15 protein-coding genes are annotated in these 16839 nt (G+C 75.5%); 12 read left to right on the forward strand and 3 right to left on the reverse strand.

From position 1 onward, the window contains the following. The first annotated feature begins 62 nt into the window (after positions 1–62). The 9 genes from IE207_RS13740 (at position 63) to IE207_RS13780 (ending at position 10055) form a co-directional block, all read left to right on the forward strand. Positions 63–1739, forward strand: coding sequence for a carbamoyltransferase family protein (locus IE207_RS13740; RefSeq protein ID WP_190184430.1), 1677 nt, complete (start codon positions 63–65; stop codon positions 1737–1739). Continuing rightward, on the forward strand, positions 1736–2812 hold the full coding sequence (locus IE207_RS13745; protein WP_190184431.1) for a glycosyltransferase family 2 protein: 1077 nt from the start codon (positions 1736–1738) through the stop codon (positions 2810–2812). Before IE207_RS13740 ends, IE207_RS13745 begins: the two co-directional genes overlap by 4 nt. Beyond that, on the forward strand, positions 2809–3444 hold the full coding sequence (locus IE207_RS13750; protein WP_190184432.1) for a D-glycero-alpha-D-manno-heptose-1,7-bisphosphate 7-phosphatase: 636 nt from the start codon (positions 2809–2811) through the stop codon (positions 3442–3444). Before IE207_RS13745 ends, IE207_RS13750 begins: the two co-directional genes overlap by 4 nt. Then, complete coding sequence (locus IE207_RS13755; RefSeq protein ID WP_190184433.1) at positions 3441–4520, forward strand: glycosyltransferase family 9 protein; 1080 nt, start codon at positions 3441–3443, stop codon at positions 4518–4520. The genes IE207_RS13750 and IE207_RS13755 overlap by 4 nt, the downstream gene beginning before the upstream one ends. Then, positions 4517–5482 carry a glycosyltransferase gene (locus tag IE207_RS13760; protein ID WP_190184434.1) on the forward strand — a complete coding sequence of 322 codons (966 nt, stop codon included), beginning with the start codon at positions 4517–4519 and terminating at the stop codon, positions 5480–5482. The genes IE207_RS13755 and IE207_RS13760 overlap by 4 nt, the downstream gene beginning before the upstream one ends. Next, positions 5479–6723 carry a glycosyltransferase gene (locus IE207_RS13765; RefSeq protein ID WP_190184435.1) on the forward strand — a complete coding sequence of 415 codons (1245 nt, stop codon included), beginning with the start codon at positions 5479–5481 and terminating at the stop codon, positions 6721–6723. The genes IE207_RS13760 and IE207_RS13765 overlap by 4 nt, the downstream gene beginning before the upstream one ends. 197 nt (positions 6724–6920) lie before the next feature. Beyond that, positions 6921–7598 carry a D-sedoheptulose-7-phosphate isomerase gene (locus IE207_RS13770; RefSeq protein ID WP_190184436.1) on the forward strand — a complete coding sequence of 226 codons (678 nt, stop codon included), beginning with the start codon at positions 6921–6923 and terminating at the stop codon, positions 7596–7598. Further along, complete coding sequence (gene rfaE2 / locus IE207_RS13775) at positions 7595–8995, forward strand: D-glycero-beta-D-manno-heptose 1-phosphate adenylyltransferase (RefSeq protein WP_190184437.1); 1401 nt, start codon at positions 7595–7597, stop codon at positions 8993–8995. Before IE207_RS13770 ends, rfaE2 begins: the two co-directional genes overlap by 4 nt. 28 nt (positions 8996–9023) lie before the next feature. Continuing rightward, positions 9024–10055, forward strand: coding sequence for a glycosyltransferase family 9 protein (locus IE207_RS13780; RefSeq protein ID WP_190184438.1), 1032 nt, complete (start codon positions 9024–9026; stop codon positions 10053–10055). A 5-nt stretch (positions 10056–10060) separates the two neighbouring features. Here IE207_RS13780 and IE207_RS13785 read toward each other — a convergent pair whose 3' ends face one another. Beyond that, complete coding sequence (locus IE207_RS13785) at positions 10061–11344, reverse strand: MFS transporter (RefSeq protein WP_229873744.1); 1284 nt, start codon at positions 11342–11344, stop codon at positions 10061–10063. Between the two features lie 560 nt (positions 11345–11904). Here IE207_RS13785 and IE207_RS13790 point away from each other — a divergent pair. After that, positions 11905–12651, forward strand: a complete 747-nt coding sequence (locus tag IE207_RS13790) for an SDR family oxidoreductase (RefSeq protein WP_190184440.1) — start codon at positions 11905–11907, stop codon at positions 12649–12651. Positions 12652–12702: 51 nt separating this feature from the next. Here IE207_RS13790 and IE207_RS13795 read toward each other — a convergent pair whose 3' ends face one another. Then, complete coding sequence (locus tag IE207_RS13795) at positions 12703–13377, reverse strand: DUF6766 family protein (RefSeq protein WP_190184441.1); 675 nt, start codon at positions 13375–13377, stop codon at positions 12703–12705. Positions 13378–13509: 132 nt separating this feature from the next. Beyond that, positions 13510–13842: a hypothetical protein gene (locus IE207_RS13800; RefSeq protein WP_229873702.1), complete on the reverse strand. Its 333-nt coding sequence runs from the start codon at positions 13840–13842 to the stop codon at positions 13510–13512. 270 nt (positions 13843–14112) lie between these two features. On the opposite strand from IE207_RS13800, the gene IE207_RS13805 reads away from it, so the two are divergent. Next, positions 14113–14442 (forward strand): hypothetical protein, encoded by a 330-nt coding sequence (locus tag IE207_RS13805; protein ID WP_229873703.1) that lies wholly within the window; start codon positions 14113–14115, stop codon positions 14440–14442. A gap of 68 nt (positions 14443–14510) precedes the next feature. Next, positions 14511–16823: a catalase gene (locus IE207_RS13810; RefSeq protein WP_190184442.1), complete on the forward strand. Its 2313-nt coding sequence runs from the start codon at positions 14511–14513 to the stop codon at positions 16821–16823. Positions 16824–16839 lie beyond the last annotated feature (16 nt).

The following is a 16839-nucleotide window of genomic DNA, read 5'->3' on the forward strand; positions in this document are numbered from 1 at the left end:
AAGCAGCCGGGCGCGTTCCCGTCCGGTGCCCGCGCCTCAATCCGCCGAAAGGCCCGACAGACATGCGCATCCTCGGAATCAACGCCCTCTTCCACGACCCGGCCGCCGCGCTCGTCATCGACGGCCACATCGTCGCCGCCGCCGAGGAGGAACGTTTCTCCCGGCGTAAGCACGGCAAGCGTCCGGTGCCCTTCTCCGCCTGGGAACTTCCCGTGCAGGCCGCTTCCTGGTGCCTGCACCGGGCCGGTCTGCGCCCCCAGGACCTCGACGCCGTGGCCTACTCCTTCGACCCGGCGCTCGCCCGGCCGGCCGAGGAGATGGGCCTGGACGACCCCTGGGACCACCTGCGGCTGACCTATGCCAGGGAGGCGCCGGGCTTCCTGGGCAGCGCCCTGCCCGGGCTCGACCCCGCCCTGGTCCGGTTCGTTCCGCACCACATGGCGCACGCCGCTTCCGCCGCGTTCGCCGCCTCCGGTGCCGAGACCTCCTCGGTGCTGGTCCTGGACGGGCGCGGCGAGCGCGCCTCGCACCTGGCGGCGCGCCGGATCCACGACCGGCTGGAGCCGCTGCACTCGCAGGAACTCCCGCACTCCCTGGGCCTCGTCTACGAGGAACTCACGGCGCACCTCGGCTTCCTGCGCTCCTCCGACGAGTTCAAGGTGATGGCGCTCGCCTCGCACGGCACCCCGCGGATGCTGGCGGAACTGCGCCGCCACGTGTACCCGACCGGCGACGGCGGGTTCCGCGCGAGCGGCGTCCCCTGGCACGAACTGTGCGCCCCCCGCGGGCCGGAGGAGCCGTGGACGCGCGACCACGCCGATGTCGCCGCCAGTGCCCAGGCCGTCCTGGAGGAGACGCTGCTGGACCTGGCGCGCTGGCTGCACGGCAAGACCCGTGACGGCGTCCTGACCCTGGCGGGCGGCGTGGCGTTGAACTGCGTCGCCAACTCCCGGATCGCCCGCGAGGGGCCCTTCGACCGGGTGTGGGTACAGCCCGCCGCCGGTGACGCGGGGACCGCACTGGGCGGTGCGCTGCTGCTGGCCGCGGGCGCCGGGGACGACCCGGAGCCGATGGCAGGCGCGGACCTGGGCCGCGACTGGTCCGACGCCGAGCTCGGCGCCTGGCTCAAGACGGCCGCCGTCCCCTTCGAGCGGCCGCCGGACATCGCCGAGACCGTCGCGCGGGCCCTCGCGGACAACGCCGTCGTCGCCTGGTTCCAGGGGCGTTCGGAGTACGGGCCGCGGGCCCTCGGCCACCGGTCGCTGCTCGCGCACCCCGGGCACGCGGGCAACCTGGAGCGGCTCAACGACGTGAAGGGGCGCGAGCAGTTCCGGCCCGTGGCACCCATGGTCCTCGCCGAGCGCGCCGCGGAGATCTTCACCGGGCCCATCCCCAGCCCGTACATGCTGTTCGTGCACGACGTGGCGCCCCAATGGCGTGAGCGGATCCCCGCCGTCGTACACGTCGACGGCACCGCCCGCATCCAGACCGTCGACGCGGCGTACGAACCGCTGGTGGCGCGGATGCTCGGCCACTTCGAGCGGCTCACCGGGCTGCCAGTGGTGGTCAACACCAGCCTGAACACGGCCGGCCGGCCGATGGTGGACGATCCGCGCGACGCGCTGGAGTGCTTCGGCTCCTCCCCCGTCGACCTCCTCGCGATCGGACCCTACGCGATCCGGCGCGGCTCCTTCTTCCGCACCGACGACCGCTCCGACGACGAAGGCTGGTCCCGATGACCGCGTACGCCCCTCCCCGGACGGCTCCCCCGTACGCAGTGGTGGTGCCGACCCTGGGCCGGCCGAGCCTGAGCCGGTGCCTGGAGGCGCTGGCCGCCTCGACCGGGCCCAAGCCGGTCCGGGTCGTCCTCGTGGACGACCGCCCCCGGGCCGGCGGCGCCCCCCTGCCGGTCGAGGTACCCGAATCCCTGCGCCCCGTCACGGTGACCGTGCCCGGCGGGGGCCGCGGGCCGGCCGCCGCCCGCAACACGGGCCGCCGCGAGGCGGGCGGTGTCGCGCACTGGATCGTCTTCCTCGACGACGACGTGGTGCCCGGGCCCGAGTGGGGCGAGGAACTCGCCCGCGACCTCGCGGCCGCCTCCGAGCGGACCGGCGGGATCTCCGCCCGGATAGCGGTGCCGCTGCCATGCGACCGCCGCCCCACCGACTGGGAGCGCGGTACAGCAGGGCTGGCCACCGCGCGCTGGATCACCGCCGACATGGCCTACCGGCCGGAGGTCCTGGACGCCGTCGGCGGCTTCGACGAACGGTTCCGGCGGGCCTTCCGCGAGGACGCCGATCTGGCGCTGCGGGTCCTGGACGCCGGCTGGAGCCTGGACGAGGGCCTGCGCCGCACCACCCATCCGGTGCGCACGGCCGACCGCTGGGTCTCCGTGCGCCAGCAGGCGGGCAACGCCGACGACGTCCTGATGAACCGGCTGCACGGCGGCGGCTGGTGGAGCCGGGCGAGCGCCGCCCGGGGCCGGCTGCCGCGCCACCTGCTGGTGACCGGCGCCGCCGCCGGGGCCGTGTCCTGCGCCGTCCTCGGCAGACGCGGCGCCGCCGTCGCGTGCGCGACGGGGTGGCTGGCCGGTACGGCGGAGTTCGCGGGAGCGCGGATCGCGCCGGGCCCGCGAACCCGGCAGGAGGTCCTGTCCATGGCGGTGACCAGCGTGCTGATCCCGCCGGTGGCCACCTGGCACTGGCTGCGGGGGCAGTTGCGCCACCGCGGGGCGCTCCCGTGGCGCCCCCGGCCCGAGGCGGCGGCCGCCCGGGCGCCGCGCACACCACTGCGGGAACGGGTACCGCGATGACCCGGCCGCTCCCGCCCGGCCCCTGGCTGTTCGAGGCGTCCCCGCGGACCGGGCCGGGCCACGAGGCGGACCCGGTCCTGCCGCGGGCCGTGCTGTTCGACCGGGACGGCACCCTGGTCGCCGACGTGCCCTACAACGGGGACCCGCGGCGCGTGGCGCCCATGCCCTCGGCGCGCGAGGCCGTGGCCGCCGTACGCGCCCTCGGCATCCCCGTGGGTGTGGTGAGCAACCAGTCGGGCGTGGCCCGCGGCCTTCTGACGCGCTCCCAGGTACTGGCGGTGCGCGAGCGGGTCGACGGGCTGTTCGGGCCGTTCGCGGTGTGGGCGGTGTGCCCGCACGGGCCGCGCGACGCCTGCACCTGCCGCAAGCCCGCTCCGGGCCTGGTGCTGGCCGCCTGCCGGTACCTCGGGGTGGCCCCTGAACGGACCGTCGTCATCGGTGACATCGGGGCCGACGTGGAGGCGGCGCGCGCGGCCGGGGCGCGGGGCGTCCTCGTACCGACCGGGCGGACCCGGCGGGAGGAGGTCGCGGCGGCCGCCGAGACGGCGCCGGACCTGCTCGAGGCGGTCCGGCTGGTGCTGGGCGACCGTACCCCGGCGGTGGCGGCCACCGGTCCGGGGAGCGCCCCGTGAGCGGGCCGCGCACGTTGGTCGTACGGCTGGACAGCGCGGGGGACGTGCTGCTGGCCGGGCCGGCCGTGCGGGCGGTCGCGGCGGCATCCTCGTACACCGCGATGCTCTGCGGGCCGCTCGGCGAGCAGGCCGCCCGGATCCTGCCGGGCGTGGACGGGGTACTGGTGTACGACGCCCCCTGGGTCGGGCTGGACCCCGCCCCGGCCTGCTACCGGGAGTGCGCGGAGCTGCTGGAGGCTGTCGCCGCCGGAGGCTTCGACCGGGCGCTGATCCTGGTCTCCTACCACCAGAGCCCGCTGCCGGCGGCACTGCTGCTGAAACTGGCGGGCGTCCCGTGGGCCGCCGCCGACTGCGAGGACTACCCCGGTTCCCTGCTGGACGTGCGCCACCGCCGCCTGCCGCACCGGCACGAGGCGCTGGCAGCGCTGGACCTGGCCCGGGACTGCGGCTTCGCGCTGCCGCGCGGCGACGACGGGGCGCTGAGGGTGCGCACCCCGCCCGACACCGCGCACCTGACCGGGCCGGAGCCGTACGTGGTGCTGCACCCCGGGGCGGCCGCACCGGCGCGGTCGTGGACCGCCGCGCGGGCCGCGCGGGCCGCCGAGGCGCTGAGCGGCGCCGGCTACCGGCTGGTGGTCACCGGCAGCCGGTCCGAGAAGGACCTGACCGCACGGGTGGCGGGTGACCACGCGCTGGACCTCGGCGGCGTCACCGCCGATCTGGCGGAGCTGGCGGGCGTCCTCGCGGGCGCCCGGGTCGTACTCACCGGCAACACCGGTCCCGCGCACCTCGCCGCGGCGGCGGGCACCCCCGTCGCCTGCCTGTTCGCACCGGTGGTCCCCGCCGAGCGCTGGCGTCCGTACGGGGTGCCGCACGTACTGCTCGGCGACCAGGGGGCCCGCTGCGCGGACACCAGGGCCCGCCGGTGTCCGGTGGAGGGCCACCCCTGTCTGGACGGTGTGAGCGACGTGGAGGTGCTGGCGGCGGTGGCGACGCTGGGTGGCGGGACGGCACTGGGCACGCAGCCGGCCCGACCGGGCGGCTCATCCGAAACGGAGCGAGGAGCGAGGGTATGAACATCCTGCTGTGGCACGTGCACGGGTCCTGGACCACCGCCTTCGTCCAGGGGCCGCACACGTATCTGGTGCCCGTGACCCCGGGGCGCGATCCGGACGGCCTGGGGCGGGCCCGCACCTTCTCCTGGCCGGATTCGGTGAAGGAGGTGACGCCCGGGGAACTCCGCGACACCCCCGTGGACCTCGTCCTCCTCCAGCGGCCGCACGAGGCGGAGCTCGCCGAACGCTGGCTGGGCGGCCGTCGCCCGGGCCGGGACGTGCCGGCCGTCTACCTGGAGCACAACGCACCCGACGGGGACGTCCCCTGCACCCGGCACCCCTTCGCCGACCGCGACGACCTGACCCTCGTACACGTCACGCACTTCAACCGGCTGTTCTGGGACAACGGCTCCACCCGGACGGAGGTGATCGAACACGGCATCGTCGACCCGGGGCACCTGTACTCGGGCCACCTCCCCCGGGCCGCCGTCGTCGTCAACGATCCCGTCCGCCGGGGCCGTTACACCGGCACCGACCTGCTGGCCGCGCTCGGCGAAGCGGTGCCTCTCGACGTCTTCGGGATGCGGACGGAGGGCCTCGCCGAGCACCTGGGCGTACCGGCCGACCGGTGCCGCAGCGCCGACCTCCCCCAGCAGGCCCTGCACGAGGCGATGGCCGCGCGCAGGATGTACATCCATCCCGTGCGCTGGACCTCGCTGGGGCTCTCGCTGCTGGAGGCCATGCACCTGGGGATGCCCGTCATCGCCCTGGCCACGACCGAGGCGGTGGAGGCCGTACCGCCCGGGACGGGGATGCTGTCGACGCGCCCCGAGGTGCTGGCACGGGCCGCCCGGCTCTACCGGGAGGAACCGCAGGCCGCGGCCGAGGACGGCGCGCGGGCCCGCCAGGCCGTCTTGGAACGGTACGGACTCAAGCGCTTCCTGGCCGACTGGGAGCGCGTGATGACGGAGGTCTGCTCATGACGCCGCGCACCCGCCCCACCGCGCGCAGCCTGTCCATCGCCCTGGTGTCGGAGCATGCGAGTCCCCTGGCCGCGCTGGGCGGGGTCGACGCGGGCGGCCAGAACGTGCACGTCGCCCGGCTCGCGGGTGCGCTCGCCGACCGCGGCCACCGGGTGACCGTGTACACCCGCTGGGACTCCAAGGAACTGCCGGTCACCACCCTGCTGCGGCCGGGCGTACTGGTCCACCACGTGCCGGCCGGTCCGGCGGAGCAGCTGCCCAAGGACGAACTGCTGCCGCACATGCTGGAGTTCGCCCGCTACCTCGCCCTGGAATGGCAGGAGCGGGGACCCGATCTCGTGCACTCCCACTTCTGGATGTCGGGGCTGGCCTCGCTCCAGGTCGCGCGGGAGCTGCGGCTGCCGCTGCTGCACACCTACCACGCGCTCGGCACGGTGAAGCGGCGCCACCAGGGGCGCGCCGACACCAGCCCGCCGGCCCGGATCCCCTGCGAGGTGCAGGTCGGGCTCGGCTGCGACCGGGTCGTCGCCACCTGCCGGGACGAAGTCGCCGAGCTGGCGGGGATGGGGGTGCCCGCCGAGAAGGTCGACGTGGTGCCCTGCGGGGTGGATCCGCAGCAGTTCTCCCCCGAGGGCCCGGTCGCCGAGCGCGGCCCCTACCGGTACCGGCTGCTCCAGCTGGGCCGGCTGGTCCCCCGCAAGGGAGCCGCCGTCGCCATCGCCGCCCTGGCCGGGCTGCCCGACGCGGAGCTGGTCGTGGCGGGCGGCCCCCCGCCGGAGCGGGTCGACGCGGACCCGGAGGTCCGCCGCCTGCGGGACCTGGCGCGGGCCGCGGGGGTCGCCGACCGCGTCCGCTTCACCGGCGGGGTGCCCAGCTCGCAGGTGCCGGCCCTGCTGCGCAGCGCCGACGTGGTGCTCTGCCCCGCGGTCTACGAACCGTTCGGGATCGTCCCGCTGGAGGCGATGGCCTGCGGCAGGCCGGTCGTCGCCAGTGACGTGGGCGGGCAGCGGGACACCGTCGCCGACCGCGTCACCGGCCGGCTGGTGCCGGCCGGCGACGCGCGGGCCCTGAGCGCGGCCGTCGGTGAGCTGCTGGCCGATCCCGCCCTGCGGGAGGCGTACGGGGCCGCGGGCCGGCGCCGTGTGATGAGCCAGTACGGCTGGGCGAGCGTCGCCGCGGCCACCGAGACGGCGTACCGCACGGTGCTCGGCGCCCGCATGACGGTGGCGGGAGCCCTCTGACGCCCCATCCCCGGTCGAGCTCCGCCTTGCTACCGCTCCGGCCGCGTGCCCGCCCTCGTACCTCGGGCGGACCCGCAGCCTGTGCTCCGGCTCGGCTGTGCTCCTCCACCCCGTCCGGACCCGACCGCGCACCACCGACTACCGAAGGAGGGACGGGTACGGCCGCGGCCCCCGGGCCTGGCCGCTCCCCGGCCGCCATGACCGATCACTTCGCACTCGACGGCGCGCACCGGCACTGCCAGTCGCTCCAGGACGCCCTGGACCGGTTGCGCAGCCACGGCCTCGGCCGGCTCGGCGACTGGGGCGCCCGGCTCGCGTCCGTACTCCCCGCGGGCGGGCGGCTGCTGGCCGCGGGCAACGGCGGCAGCGCCGCCCAGGCCCAGCACCTGACCGCCGAACTGGTGGGGCGCTACCGGCAGGAACGCCCGGCCTACTCGGCCATCGCCCTGCACGCGGAGACCTCCAGCGTCACCGCCATCGGCAACGACTACGGGTTCGACCAGGTGTTCGCCCGCCAGGTGGCGGCGCACGGCCGCCCGGGTGACGTCCTCGTGCTGCTGTCCACCTCGGGCCGCAGCCCCAACCTCATCTCGGCCGCCATAGCGGGCCGTACCGCCGGGATGGAGGTGTGGGCGATGACCGGTCCCGGGCCGAACCCGTTGGCCGAGGCCGCGCACGAGGCGCTGCACGTCGACGCGCCCGCCACCGCCACCGTGCAGGAGACCCACCTCGTCGCGGTGCACCTGCTGTGCGAGGCGTTCGACTCCGCCGCCGGCACCCCCGGGGGCGCTCGCCCGGCGGCGGCCCGCGGCCGCGAACGCGCCGCCGGGCCGAAGCGGTCCGGGGCGGTACCCGTTTTCCGGCGGCTGCCGTGAGCGGGCACCAGCCGCTGGTGGTGGTGGGCGACGCCCTGCTGGACGAGGACATCGAGGGCGTCGCCACCCGCCTCTCCCCCGACGCCCCGGCGCCGGTCGTCGACGTCACGGGCGAGCGGCGGCGGCCCGGCGGGGCGGGGCTCGCGGCCGCACTGGCGGCGCGCGGCGGCCGCGAGGTGGTCCTGGTCACCGCGCTGGGCGACGACGAGGCGAGCGAAACCGTACGCAGCGCACTGCGCGGGCGGGTCCGGGTGGTGGAGATCCCGCTCGACGGCGAACTCCCGGTCAAGACCCGCGTCCTGGCCGGCGGGCGCCCCCTGGTCCGCATCGACCGCGGGGGCGGCACCCCCGGTTCCCCGGCCCGCGCGGTACGCGAAGCCCTGGAGCAGGCGGGGACCGTGCTCGTCGCCGACTACGGGCGGCAGACCGCGCGCGCCGTACGCGAGCTGCTGGAGGCGGTGGCCCCGCGGGTCCCGCTGGTGTGGGATCCGCACCCCAAGGGGGAGGACCCGGTCCCCGGGGCCCGCCTGGTCACGCCGAACGCGTCCGAGGCCCGGGCGCTGAGCGGCGTCGAGGGGGTCTCCCTGCGGGCGTACGCGCAGCGCGGCGCCGAGCTGGCGGACCTGTGGCGGGCCGCCGCGGTGGCGGTGACCCTGGGCGAGCGCGGGGTGCTGCTGACGCGGCCCGGCGCCCAGACGCCGATGCTGGTCCCCGCGCCGTACCGCGCCGAGGGCGACCCGTGCGGGGCGGGCGACTGCTTCGCCGCCGCGACGGCTGCGGCGCTGGCGGACGGGGCGCTGCCGGAGGAGGCGGTGGAGCGGGGGGTGGCCGAGGCGGCCGCCTTCGTCGCGGCCGGCGGGGCGGGCAACCGTGCGCTGTGGCAGACGGGTCCCGCGGAGGCCACGCGGCGGGACCGGGAGCGGGACGCCTTCGCGCTGGCCCGGGACGTCAGGGCGCGCGGCGGCACGGTGGTGGCCACGGGCGGCTGCTTCGACCTGCTGCACGCCGGGCACGTGGGGCTGCTGGAAAGCGCCCGGCGGATCGGCGACTGCCTGATCGTGTGCGTCAACTCCGACGCCTCGCTGGGCCGCCTCAAGGGGCCCGGGCGGCCGCTGAACCCGCTCGCGGACCGGATGCGGGTGCTGGGGGCCCTCGGCAGCGTCGACGCCGTCGCGCCGTTCGAGGAGGACACCCCGGAGCGGCTGCTGGAGCGGCTGCGGCCCGACGTGTGGGTCAAGGGCGGCGACTACTCGGCCGGGGAGCTCCCGGAGGCGCAGGTGCTGCGGCAGTGGGGCGGCCAGGCGGTCGTCCTGCCGTACCTCGACGGCCGCTCCACCACCTCGCTCGCCCACCGGGCGGCCCGGGCCACCCTGCCCCTGGCCCCGACGACGCCGTGACGTGCGCCCGCTTCCCCGGGAGGTCCTCATGAGCCACCACCTGCGCGACACCACCCGCGGGAACCCGCCCCGGCCCGCGGTGCTGGTACTGCGGGCCCTCGGGCTGGGGGACCTGCTGACCGCCGTGCCCTCCTTGCGGGCGCTGCGCGGTGCCCTGCCCGGCCGGGACATCGTGCTGGCGGCGCCCGCCAGGCTGGCGCAGGCCGCGGCCGGCACCGGCCTGGTGGACCGGCTGCTGCCCGCCTCGGCTCCCGGCCGGGCGGTGCCCGACGCGCTGGCGTGGGAGGGGCCGCCGCCGGAGCTGGCCGTGGACCTGCACGGCAACGGCCCCCCGAGCCACCTGCTGCTCCAGCGCTTGCGGCCGGGGCGGCTCTTCGCCTACCGGCATCCCGAGACGCCGGACATCGAGGGCCCCGAGTGGCTGGCGGACGAGCACGAGCGGGAGCGCTGGTGCCGGCTGCTGGGCTGGTACGGGGTCCGGGCCGACCCCGAGGACCTGCGGATCCCGGCGCCGGACGGCCCGTCGCCGGCGGCGGGGGCCGTAGTGATCCATCCCGGTGCGGATGCCGGGGCCCGGCGGTGGCCCCTGGAGCGGTTCGCGTCCGTGGCGCGCACGCTGCGGGCCTCGGGCGAGGAGGTCGTGGTGACGGCGGGCGTGGGCGAGGCGCGGCTGGCCGGGCGGGTGGCACAGGAGGCGGGGCTGCCGCCCGGGTCGGTGCTGGGCGGCACGGACGACGTGCCGTTCGCGGAGCTGTGCGCACTCGTGTCGGGTGCGCGCTGCCTGGTGGTGGGGGACACGGGTCTCGCGCACCTCGCGACGGCCCTCGGGACACCGTCCGTGGTGCTGTTCGGGCCCGTGGCGCCCCGGCTGTGGGGGCCGCCCCCGAGCGCCCGGCACCGCGTCCTGTGGCACCCGGGGCCGGGTGAGGACGCCCTGCGGCCGGGCGACGCGCACGGCTCGCTGCCCGATCCCCGGCTGCTGAGGATCACCGTGGAGGAGGTCGTCGAGGCGGTGCGCGGCCTCCCGGCCCCGGCCCCGGCCCCGGCCCCGGCCGGCTGACGGCGTCAGGCCGCGGCCTCCAGGCCCGAGTGGACCGGCGTGAGCACCGCGCCGGTCGCCGGGACCACGACGGGGGCGTTGCCGCGGCCGCGCAGCAGCAGGCCCGCGGTGAGGACGGTGAAGACGACCAGGCCGCCCGCGACGAGGGCGCCCCGCACCCCGGCCAGCTCCATCAGCAGGCCGAGCGTCGGGGGCGCGGCGAGGCCCCAGAGGGTCTTCACGGTGCTCCACACGCCGAGCACGCGCCCGCGCATGTGGGCGGGCGGGTCGGTCTGCAGGACCGTGGTCCCGGCCGTCTCCGACACCGACTCGGCCACCGCCATCGGCAGGACGAGCACCAGCAGCACGGCGAGCGAGGGCGACAGCCCGGCGAGTACCTGGAGCAGCGCCCCGGCGGCGGCCAGTACGCCGACGAAGCGCACCGTGGGCTTGCGCAGCCGGGCGCCGAGCACCGCGCCCAGGATGCCGCCGACGGCGAGGACGGTGGAGACCGTGCCGAAGGCCGCGGCGTCGCCGGCGAGGGGGCCGGTGACGAGCACGACGAGGGTCAGGCCGTAGTTGCGTCCCAGCAGGGCGCTGAGGCCGCTGATGCCGGCGAGGGCGACGAGGCGGGGCCGGCGCAGGAAGAACGTCAGGCCCTCGCGGGCGCTCATGCCCTCACCGGCATCCCGGCTCTCCGGCACGGCGGGAGCGGCGGGAGCGGTGGGAGCTGCGGCGGACGGCACGGCGGCGGGGCCGCTCTGCCGGGCCGCCTTGAGGAAGGGGATGACGGCGGCGACGAACAGGAAGGACACGCCGTTGGCGGCGTAGGCGGCGCCGGTGCCGAGGACGGCGACCGTGACCCCGGCGAGGGCCGCTCCCGCGAGGCGTCCGGCGTTGTGCACGAGGGAGCCGACGCCGATGGCGGAGGGGACGTCCTCGGTGCGGACGAGGTCGTTGCCGAGCAGGGCGCAGGCCGGGCCGTCGACGGTGGCGATGAGCCCGGTGGTGGCGGCGAGGACCATGAGGACGGCCAGGTTGAGCTGGTCGAACGCGACGAGGAACGCCGTCAGGAACGCGACGGCGCCCAGCAGGGCCTGGCTGACGGCGGCGGTCAGCTTGCGGGGCCAGCGGTCCACGGCGGCGCCGCCGGCCAGGCCCATCAGCAGGCCGGGGGCCGCCTGGACGGACATGGACAGTCCGGTGGCGGCCGCGGAGCCCGTGATCTGGAGCACCAGCAGGTTCTGGACCGTCAACTGCGTCCAGGTTCCGGCGTTGGAGACGAAGTTGGCCACGGACCACCAGCGCATGCTGCGGTAACGCAGGGAGCGCCACGGGGAGCGGGAGGCGGACGTGGAGGAGGGCTGGGCGGCGTCCGGCGCGGGGCGGGGGCCGGGCACGAGGGGCGTCGTCGAGGAGGGCACAGTCGGTTTCTTCGTGGGAGCAGCCCGGGGCTCGGCAGGCTTGGGTGGAGCGGCCGGGTGGGACGGCCGGGGGCGGCGGTTCGGGCTGGGTGCGCGCGAGCCGCGCGGCCGGCGCACCGGCCCAGGCGGTGCTGCGGCGCTGGCGGTGCGGTCCCGACGGAACATCGTGGCAGACGCGGACCACCGCCGGGGCGTGAGCCGCGTCCCCCGTCCGCCGGGTGCGTCCGACTCCCTTGCCCGGTAAGGCCCGTGGACTTCTGGTGGGTTTCATCACAGGAACCGCCCCGTGCGTCCGGGGGCGCCGCGCTGTGGCCCCGGTCACCGGCGCGCGGCCGCAGGCGGCCTAGTCCGGCGTGCCCGGTGGGCGGGTCGCACCCACAGTGGGAGACGACGGGCGACCGGACGCTCACCCAGCGCGACCGGTACCGGGCGAGGAAGGGCAGGAGATGGAGAGTCGGGTACAGGTCGAACTGCACGGCAAGCGGGCACTGGTCACCGGAGGGGCTCGCGGGCTGGGCGCCTCGATCGCCCGGCGCCTGGCGGGGGCGGGAGCGTCCGTCCTGGTGGCGGACGTCCGCAAGGACCTGGCGCAGGAGCTGTGCGCCGATCTGGTGGTGGCCGGCTGCGAGGCCCGGTTCGTGGAGCTGGACGTCTGTGACGCCGGGGCGGTGGCGGCCCTGTTCCGCGATCTCGACGCGGACGGGCAGGCGCTGGACGTCCTGGTGAACAACGCCGCCGTGGACGTCTCCAAGCCCATCGAGCATCTGACGGCTCCGGAAGTGACCCGGGTGGTCACCACGAACCTGCTCGGGCCGATGTACCTGTGCCTGGAGGTCTACCGGCGCATGGTGGCCCGGGGCGGCGGCCACATCGTCAACATCCTCTCCACGGCGTCCAACCGCACCTGGACCGAGGCGGGCCCGTACTCGGCGAGCAAGTCGGGGCTGCGGGCGTTCACGCACACCCTGTTCAAGGAGGCCCAGCGGGACTGCCCGGGGATCGGTGTCACCGGCGTCATCGCGGGCGGGATGCAGACCCCGTTCATCATGGAGCGCTTCCCGGACGCCGACGTGTCGATGCTCCAGAGCCCGGACATCGTCGCCGACACCGTGCTGTACGCGCTGTCGGCGCCGGCCGGGAGCGTGGTCTCCGAGCTGGTGGTGGTGCCGCGCCTGGAGCCGTCGTGGCCGTGACGGGCCGGTGAGGGAGGGGACCCGTACGGGAGGGAACCCCTGCGGGACGGGTCACCCCTCCACGCCGGTGGCGTCGTGCGGTGCCCCCACGGGCTTGGATTCGGGGGACCCGCGCTGGCGCAGGTAGACGGAGAGGATGGCCATGGACGCCACGGCCAGGAACTCCGACTGCCAGTTCTGCAGGGTCCGCGACCAGAAGTCCGCCGAGGCCACGTACTGGTGCCAGGCGATGGGGTCCTGGAGGGCGCGCAGCTGCCGTTCGTCGTAGGCGGCGGTGCCGGCGATGGACTGGGCGAGCCAGGAGAGCAGGAAGAACAGGGCCATGACGATGCCCAGGGAGCGCGAGTACACGCCACCCCGCCACCCCGCCACGCCGGCCCAGTGCGGCGATCGCGCGTCGGCGTGGCGGCCCGCCTTCTGCTCCGCGTCCGACTCGGTGCCCGCCTTGTGCAGTTCCTTGGACTCCGGTGAGCCGCGCTGCACCAGCCACACGGTGGCGGAGATGAAGAGGAAGAACTGCAGGTACTCGGACTGCCAGTTCTCCGCCACGTCGACCGCGAAGTCGGAGGACGCCAGATAAGCGAGGAACCCGACCTGCTGGAGGCCGTCGGTGGCGAGCTGGTTGTCGAAGTCGGCCCAGCCCGCGAGGGCCTGACCGACGAGGGCGAGCAGGAAGGCGAGTCCGAACGCCAGCGTGAGCGAATTCTCCCGGATGAAGCGGCGCATACCGGCGACTCCTCCACTATCCGGCGGAAAGGACCGATCGGGGTCACCGGTGCATCAGGCCCAGGGCGCTGAAGTAGACGACCCCGCCCACCACCACGAGCAGACACAGCACGAACAGGGTCCGCATCGTCCTCATCCGCCCTTCACCGTGCACTGGTACGGCTGTCCCGGCCGGGGTTCGCAGCCCGCGGCGACCACCTTCCAACCGTGGTCGAACAGGGACAGGAACAAGGTGTCGCCCGGCCCGGCGACCTGCGCCTGGCGCCCGTACACCGTGACCCGTACCGGGCCGCCGACGACGGGCAGGGAGAGGCCCGGGACGGCGTCCGCGCAGCCCTTCCCCTCGGAGTCCTCCACCTCTTCGCGGGTCTGGGGGGCGAGGCGGGCGCACGCGCCCGTGAAGTCCTTCGCGCCCAGCGCCCTTTCGAAGTCGGCGGCGGCCGCCCGCGCGTCGTCCTCGCGCACTCCCGGCGTTCCGCAACCACTCAGCAGACCCGTGGCGAGGAGTGCGGCGCCCAGCAAAGCGGCGGCGCCCGCCCCTCGGGGACGAGCCGCCCTCTTCCCGGACGCCGTGCGCGAAGCGGCCACGTTGAGCCGCTACCCGCTTCCCGGCCGCTTACGCTTTCCTCCCATATCGGCCCATACATCCATACGCATGCCTTTCCCGGCAGGGGGTAACCGCCGATCGGTGGCGCCCTTCGGGGCACCGGCAACGCGCACAGGAAGGGCAGCACCATGGGATGGGCATCGTGGACGACGAACTCCGTCGCCGCAGGGCCGGGCGGTGTCGCGACGCAGGAGGCGGGCGCCTTGACGGGAACCCTCGACATCCACACGAGCTGGACCGACGGGCGCGCCCGCGTCACCGTCCGGCACGCCGGCGAGGAGCGGTGGTTCACCGTGGCCGGCAGCCCCGCCCCGTGCCCGTCGGGATACCAGAGCCGCCTGCTGCACGACCGGGTCGTCGGGGCCGTACGCGCCGGCGGCGGCGCCGGCGTCCCCGGGCGGCCGCCGCAGCCCCGGGCGCGGGACGACGCGCCCGGCCCGCAGTCCAGCGCCGCGTGAGCCGCGCCCACACCCCACCGCAGGACCTACCCCTTTGCAAGACCCACCGGACCGGAAGGCAATCCGTAATGGTTCAGAAGAAGGCGAAGAAGGCGATCGTGGCGAAGAAGAGCGCTCCGAGGACCCCTCCGGCCGAACCGGCCGGCGTCCCCGCGGAGAACAACGGCGCTCCCGGCCGCCCGGCGCCCGAGCCTCCGGCGCTCAACGAGCCGACCGAGCCCCGCGAGCCGCTGCCGCCCAAGGCGGACCAGAGCGGTCCGGACACCTTCACCCCCACCGGGCGGGCGACCGGCGTCCCCCGGGAGTCGGTTGCGCAGAGCGGCGCGTACCTGACGACCGCGCAGGGCGCCCGGCTCTACGACACGGACCACTCGCTCAAGGCCGGTCCGCGCGGGCCGGTCCTGCTCCAGGACCACCACCTGCGCGAGAAGATCACCCATTTCGACCACGAGCGCATCCCGGAGCGCGTGGTCCACGCCCGGGGTGCGGCCGCGCACGGCGTGTTCCAGGCGTACGGCACGGCGGCGCGGATCACCAAGGCGGCCTTCCTGGCGAAGGGCGCCGAGACCGAGGTCTTCGTACGGTTCTCCACCGTTCTCGGCTCGCGCGGATCCGCCGACACCGTCCGCGACACCCGGGGCTTCGCGACGAAGTTCTACACCTCCGAGGGCACCTTCGACCTGGTGGGCAACAACATCCCGGTCTTCTTCATCCAGGACGCCGTGAAGTTCCCGGACATCATCCACGCCGGGAAGCCGCATCCCGACCGGGAGATCCCCCAGGCGCAGAGCGCGCACGACACCTTCTGGGACTTCGTGTCCCTGCACACCGAGGCCACGCACCACACCCTGTGGAACATGTCGGACCGCGGCATCCCCCGCTCCTACCGGATGATGGAGGGGTTCGGCGTCCACACCTTCCGGCTGGTCAACGCCAAGGGCGCGACCACCCTGGTGAAGTTCCACTGGAAGCCGAAACTGGGCGTGCACTCCCTGGTCTGGGAGGAGGCGCAGATCACGAACGGCATCGACCCCGACTTCCACCGGCGCGACCTCGCCGACGCCATCGAGTCCGGTGCCTACCCGCAGTGGGAACTGGGCGTCCAGACCTTCCCCGACACCCCTGACCAGAGGTTCGAGGGGATCGACCTGCTCGACCCGACGAAGATCGTGCCGGAGGAGCTCGCGCCGGTCCAGCCGATCGGCGTGATGACGCTGAACCGGAACCCGTCGAACTTCTTCGCCGAGACGGAGCAGGTCGCCTTCCACCCCGGTCACCTGGTGCCCGGGATCGACATCACGGACGACCCGCTGCTGGCGGGGCGGCTCTTCTCCTACCTCGACACGCAGATCAGCCGGCTCGGCGGCCCCAACTTCGCCCAGATCCCGGTCAACCGCCCGCACGCGCCGGTCAACGACATGCTGCGCGACGGCATGCACCAGACCGCCGTGCACTCGGGGACGGCGCCCTACCGGCCCAACTCCCTCGACGGCGGTTGCCCGTTCCTCGCCGGGGCCGACACCGGCGCCTACATCGAGGTACCGGTCGAAACACCGGCGGCCCACAAGGTCCGCGAGGCGCCCGACTCGTTCGCGGAGCACTTCCGCCAGCCCCGGCTGTTCTGGCTCAGCATGACGCCCGTCGAGCGGGAACACATCATCTCGGCCTACACCTTCGAGCTGAGCAAGTGCTACGAGCCCACCATCAGGCAACGCGTGCTGGGCGTGCTCGCCAACATCGACACGGAGCTGTGCGAGCAGGTCGCCGCGGGCCTGGGGCTGCCGGCCCCGGCCGCCACGCAGCCGCTCGCCGAGCCCGAGCCGAGCCCGGCGCTCTCCCAGGTCGGGCAGACCTGGCCGCTGGACGGGCGGGTCGTCGGGATCGTCACCGGACCGGACGGCGACGTGAAGGCACTGCGCGCCCTGCGGCAGAGCGTGCTCGACTCCGGCATGGTCCCCCTGGTCATCGCGCCGACCCCCGCGCCCCTGGGCACCGGCAAGAACGCCGTGCCCGTACAGCGCACCTTCGCCAATGCCCGCTCCGTCGAGTTCGACGCCCTGCTGGTGGCGGGCGCACCGGCTGCCACCGCGGACGCGAAGGGCCCGCGGGACGCCAAGGCCGGCGCGAAGAAGACGGGGCGCAAGGCGGCAGCGGCCGTCCCGGGCACCGACCCCCGGGTGCTCCTGCTCGTCGCGGAGGCCTTCCGGCACGCGAAGGCGATCGGCGGCTGGGACGGAGCCGAGTCCGTATGGCAGGAGGCGGGCCTGCCGGCCGGCGCGCCCGGCCTGGTCACTGCGAAGAACGGCCCGACGGCCCTCTCCGAGGTGATCGGGCTGCTGGGCACCCACCGCGTGTGGGAGCGCTTCCCGGCATCGGCCTGACGGCTCCGGACGGTCC

The sequence above is a fragment of the Streptomyces cirratus genome, assembly GCF_014650775.1.
GTDB lineage: Bacteria > Actinomycetota > Actinomycetes > Streptomycetales > Streptomycetaceae > Streptomyces > Streptomyces cirratus.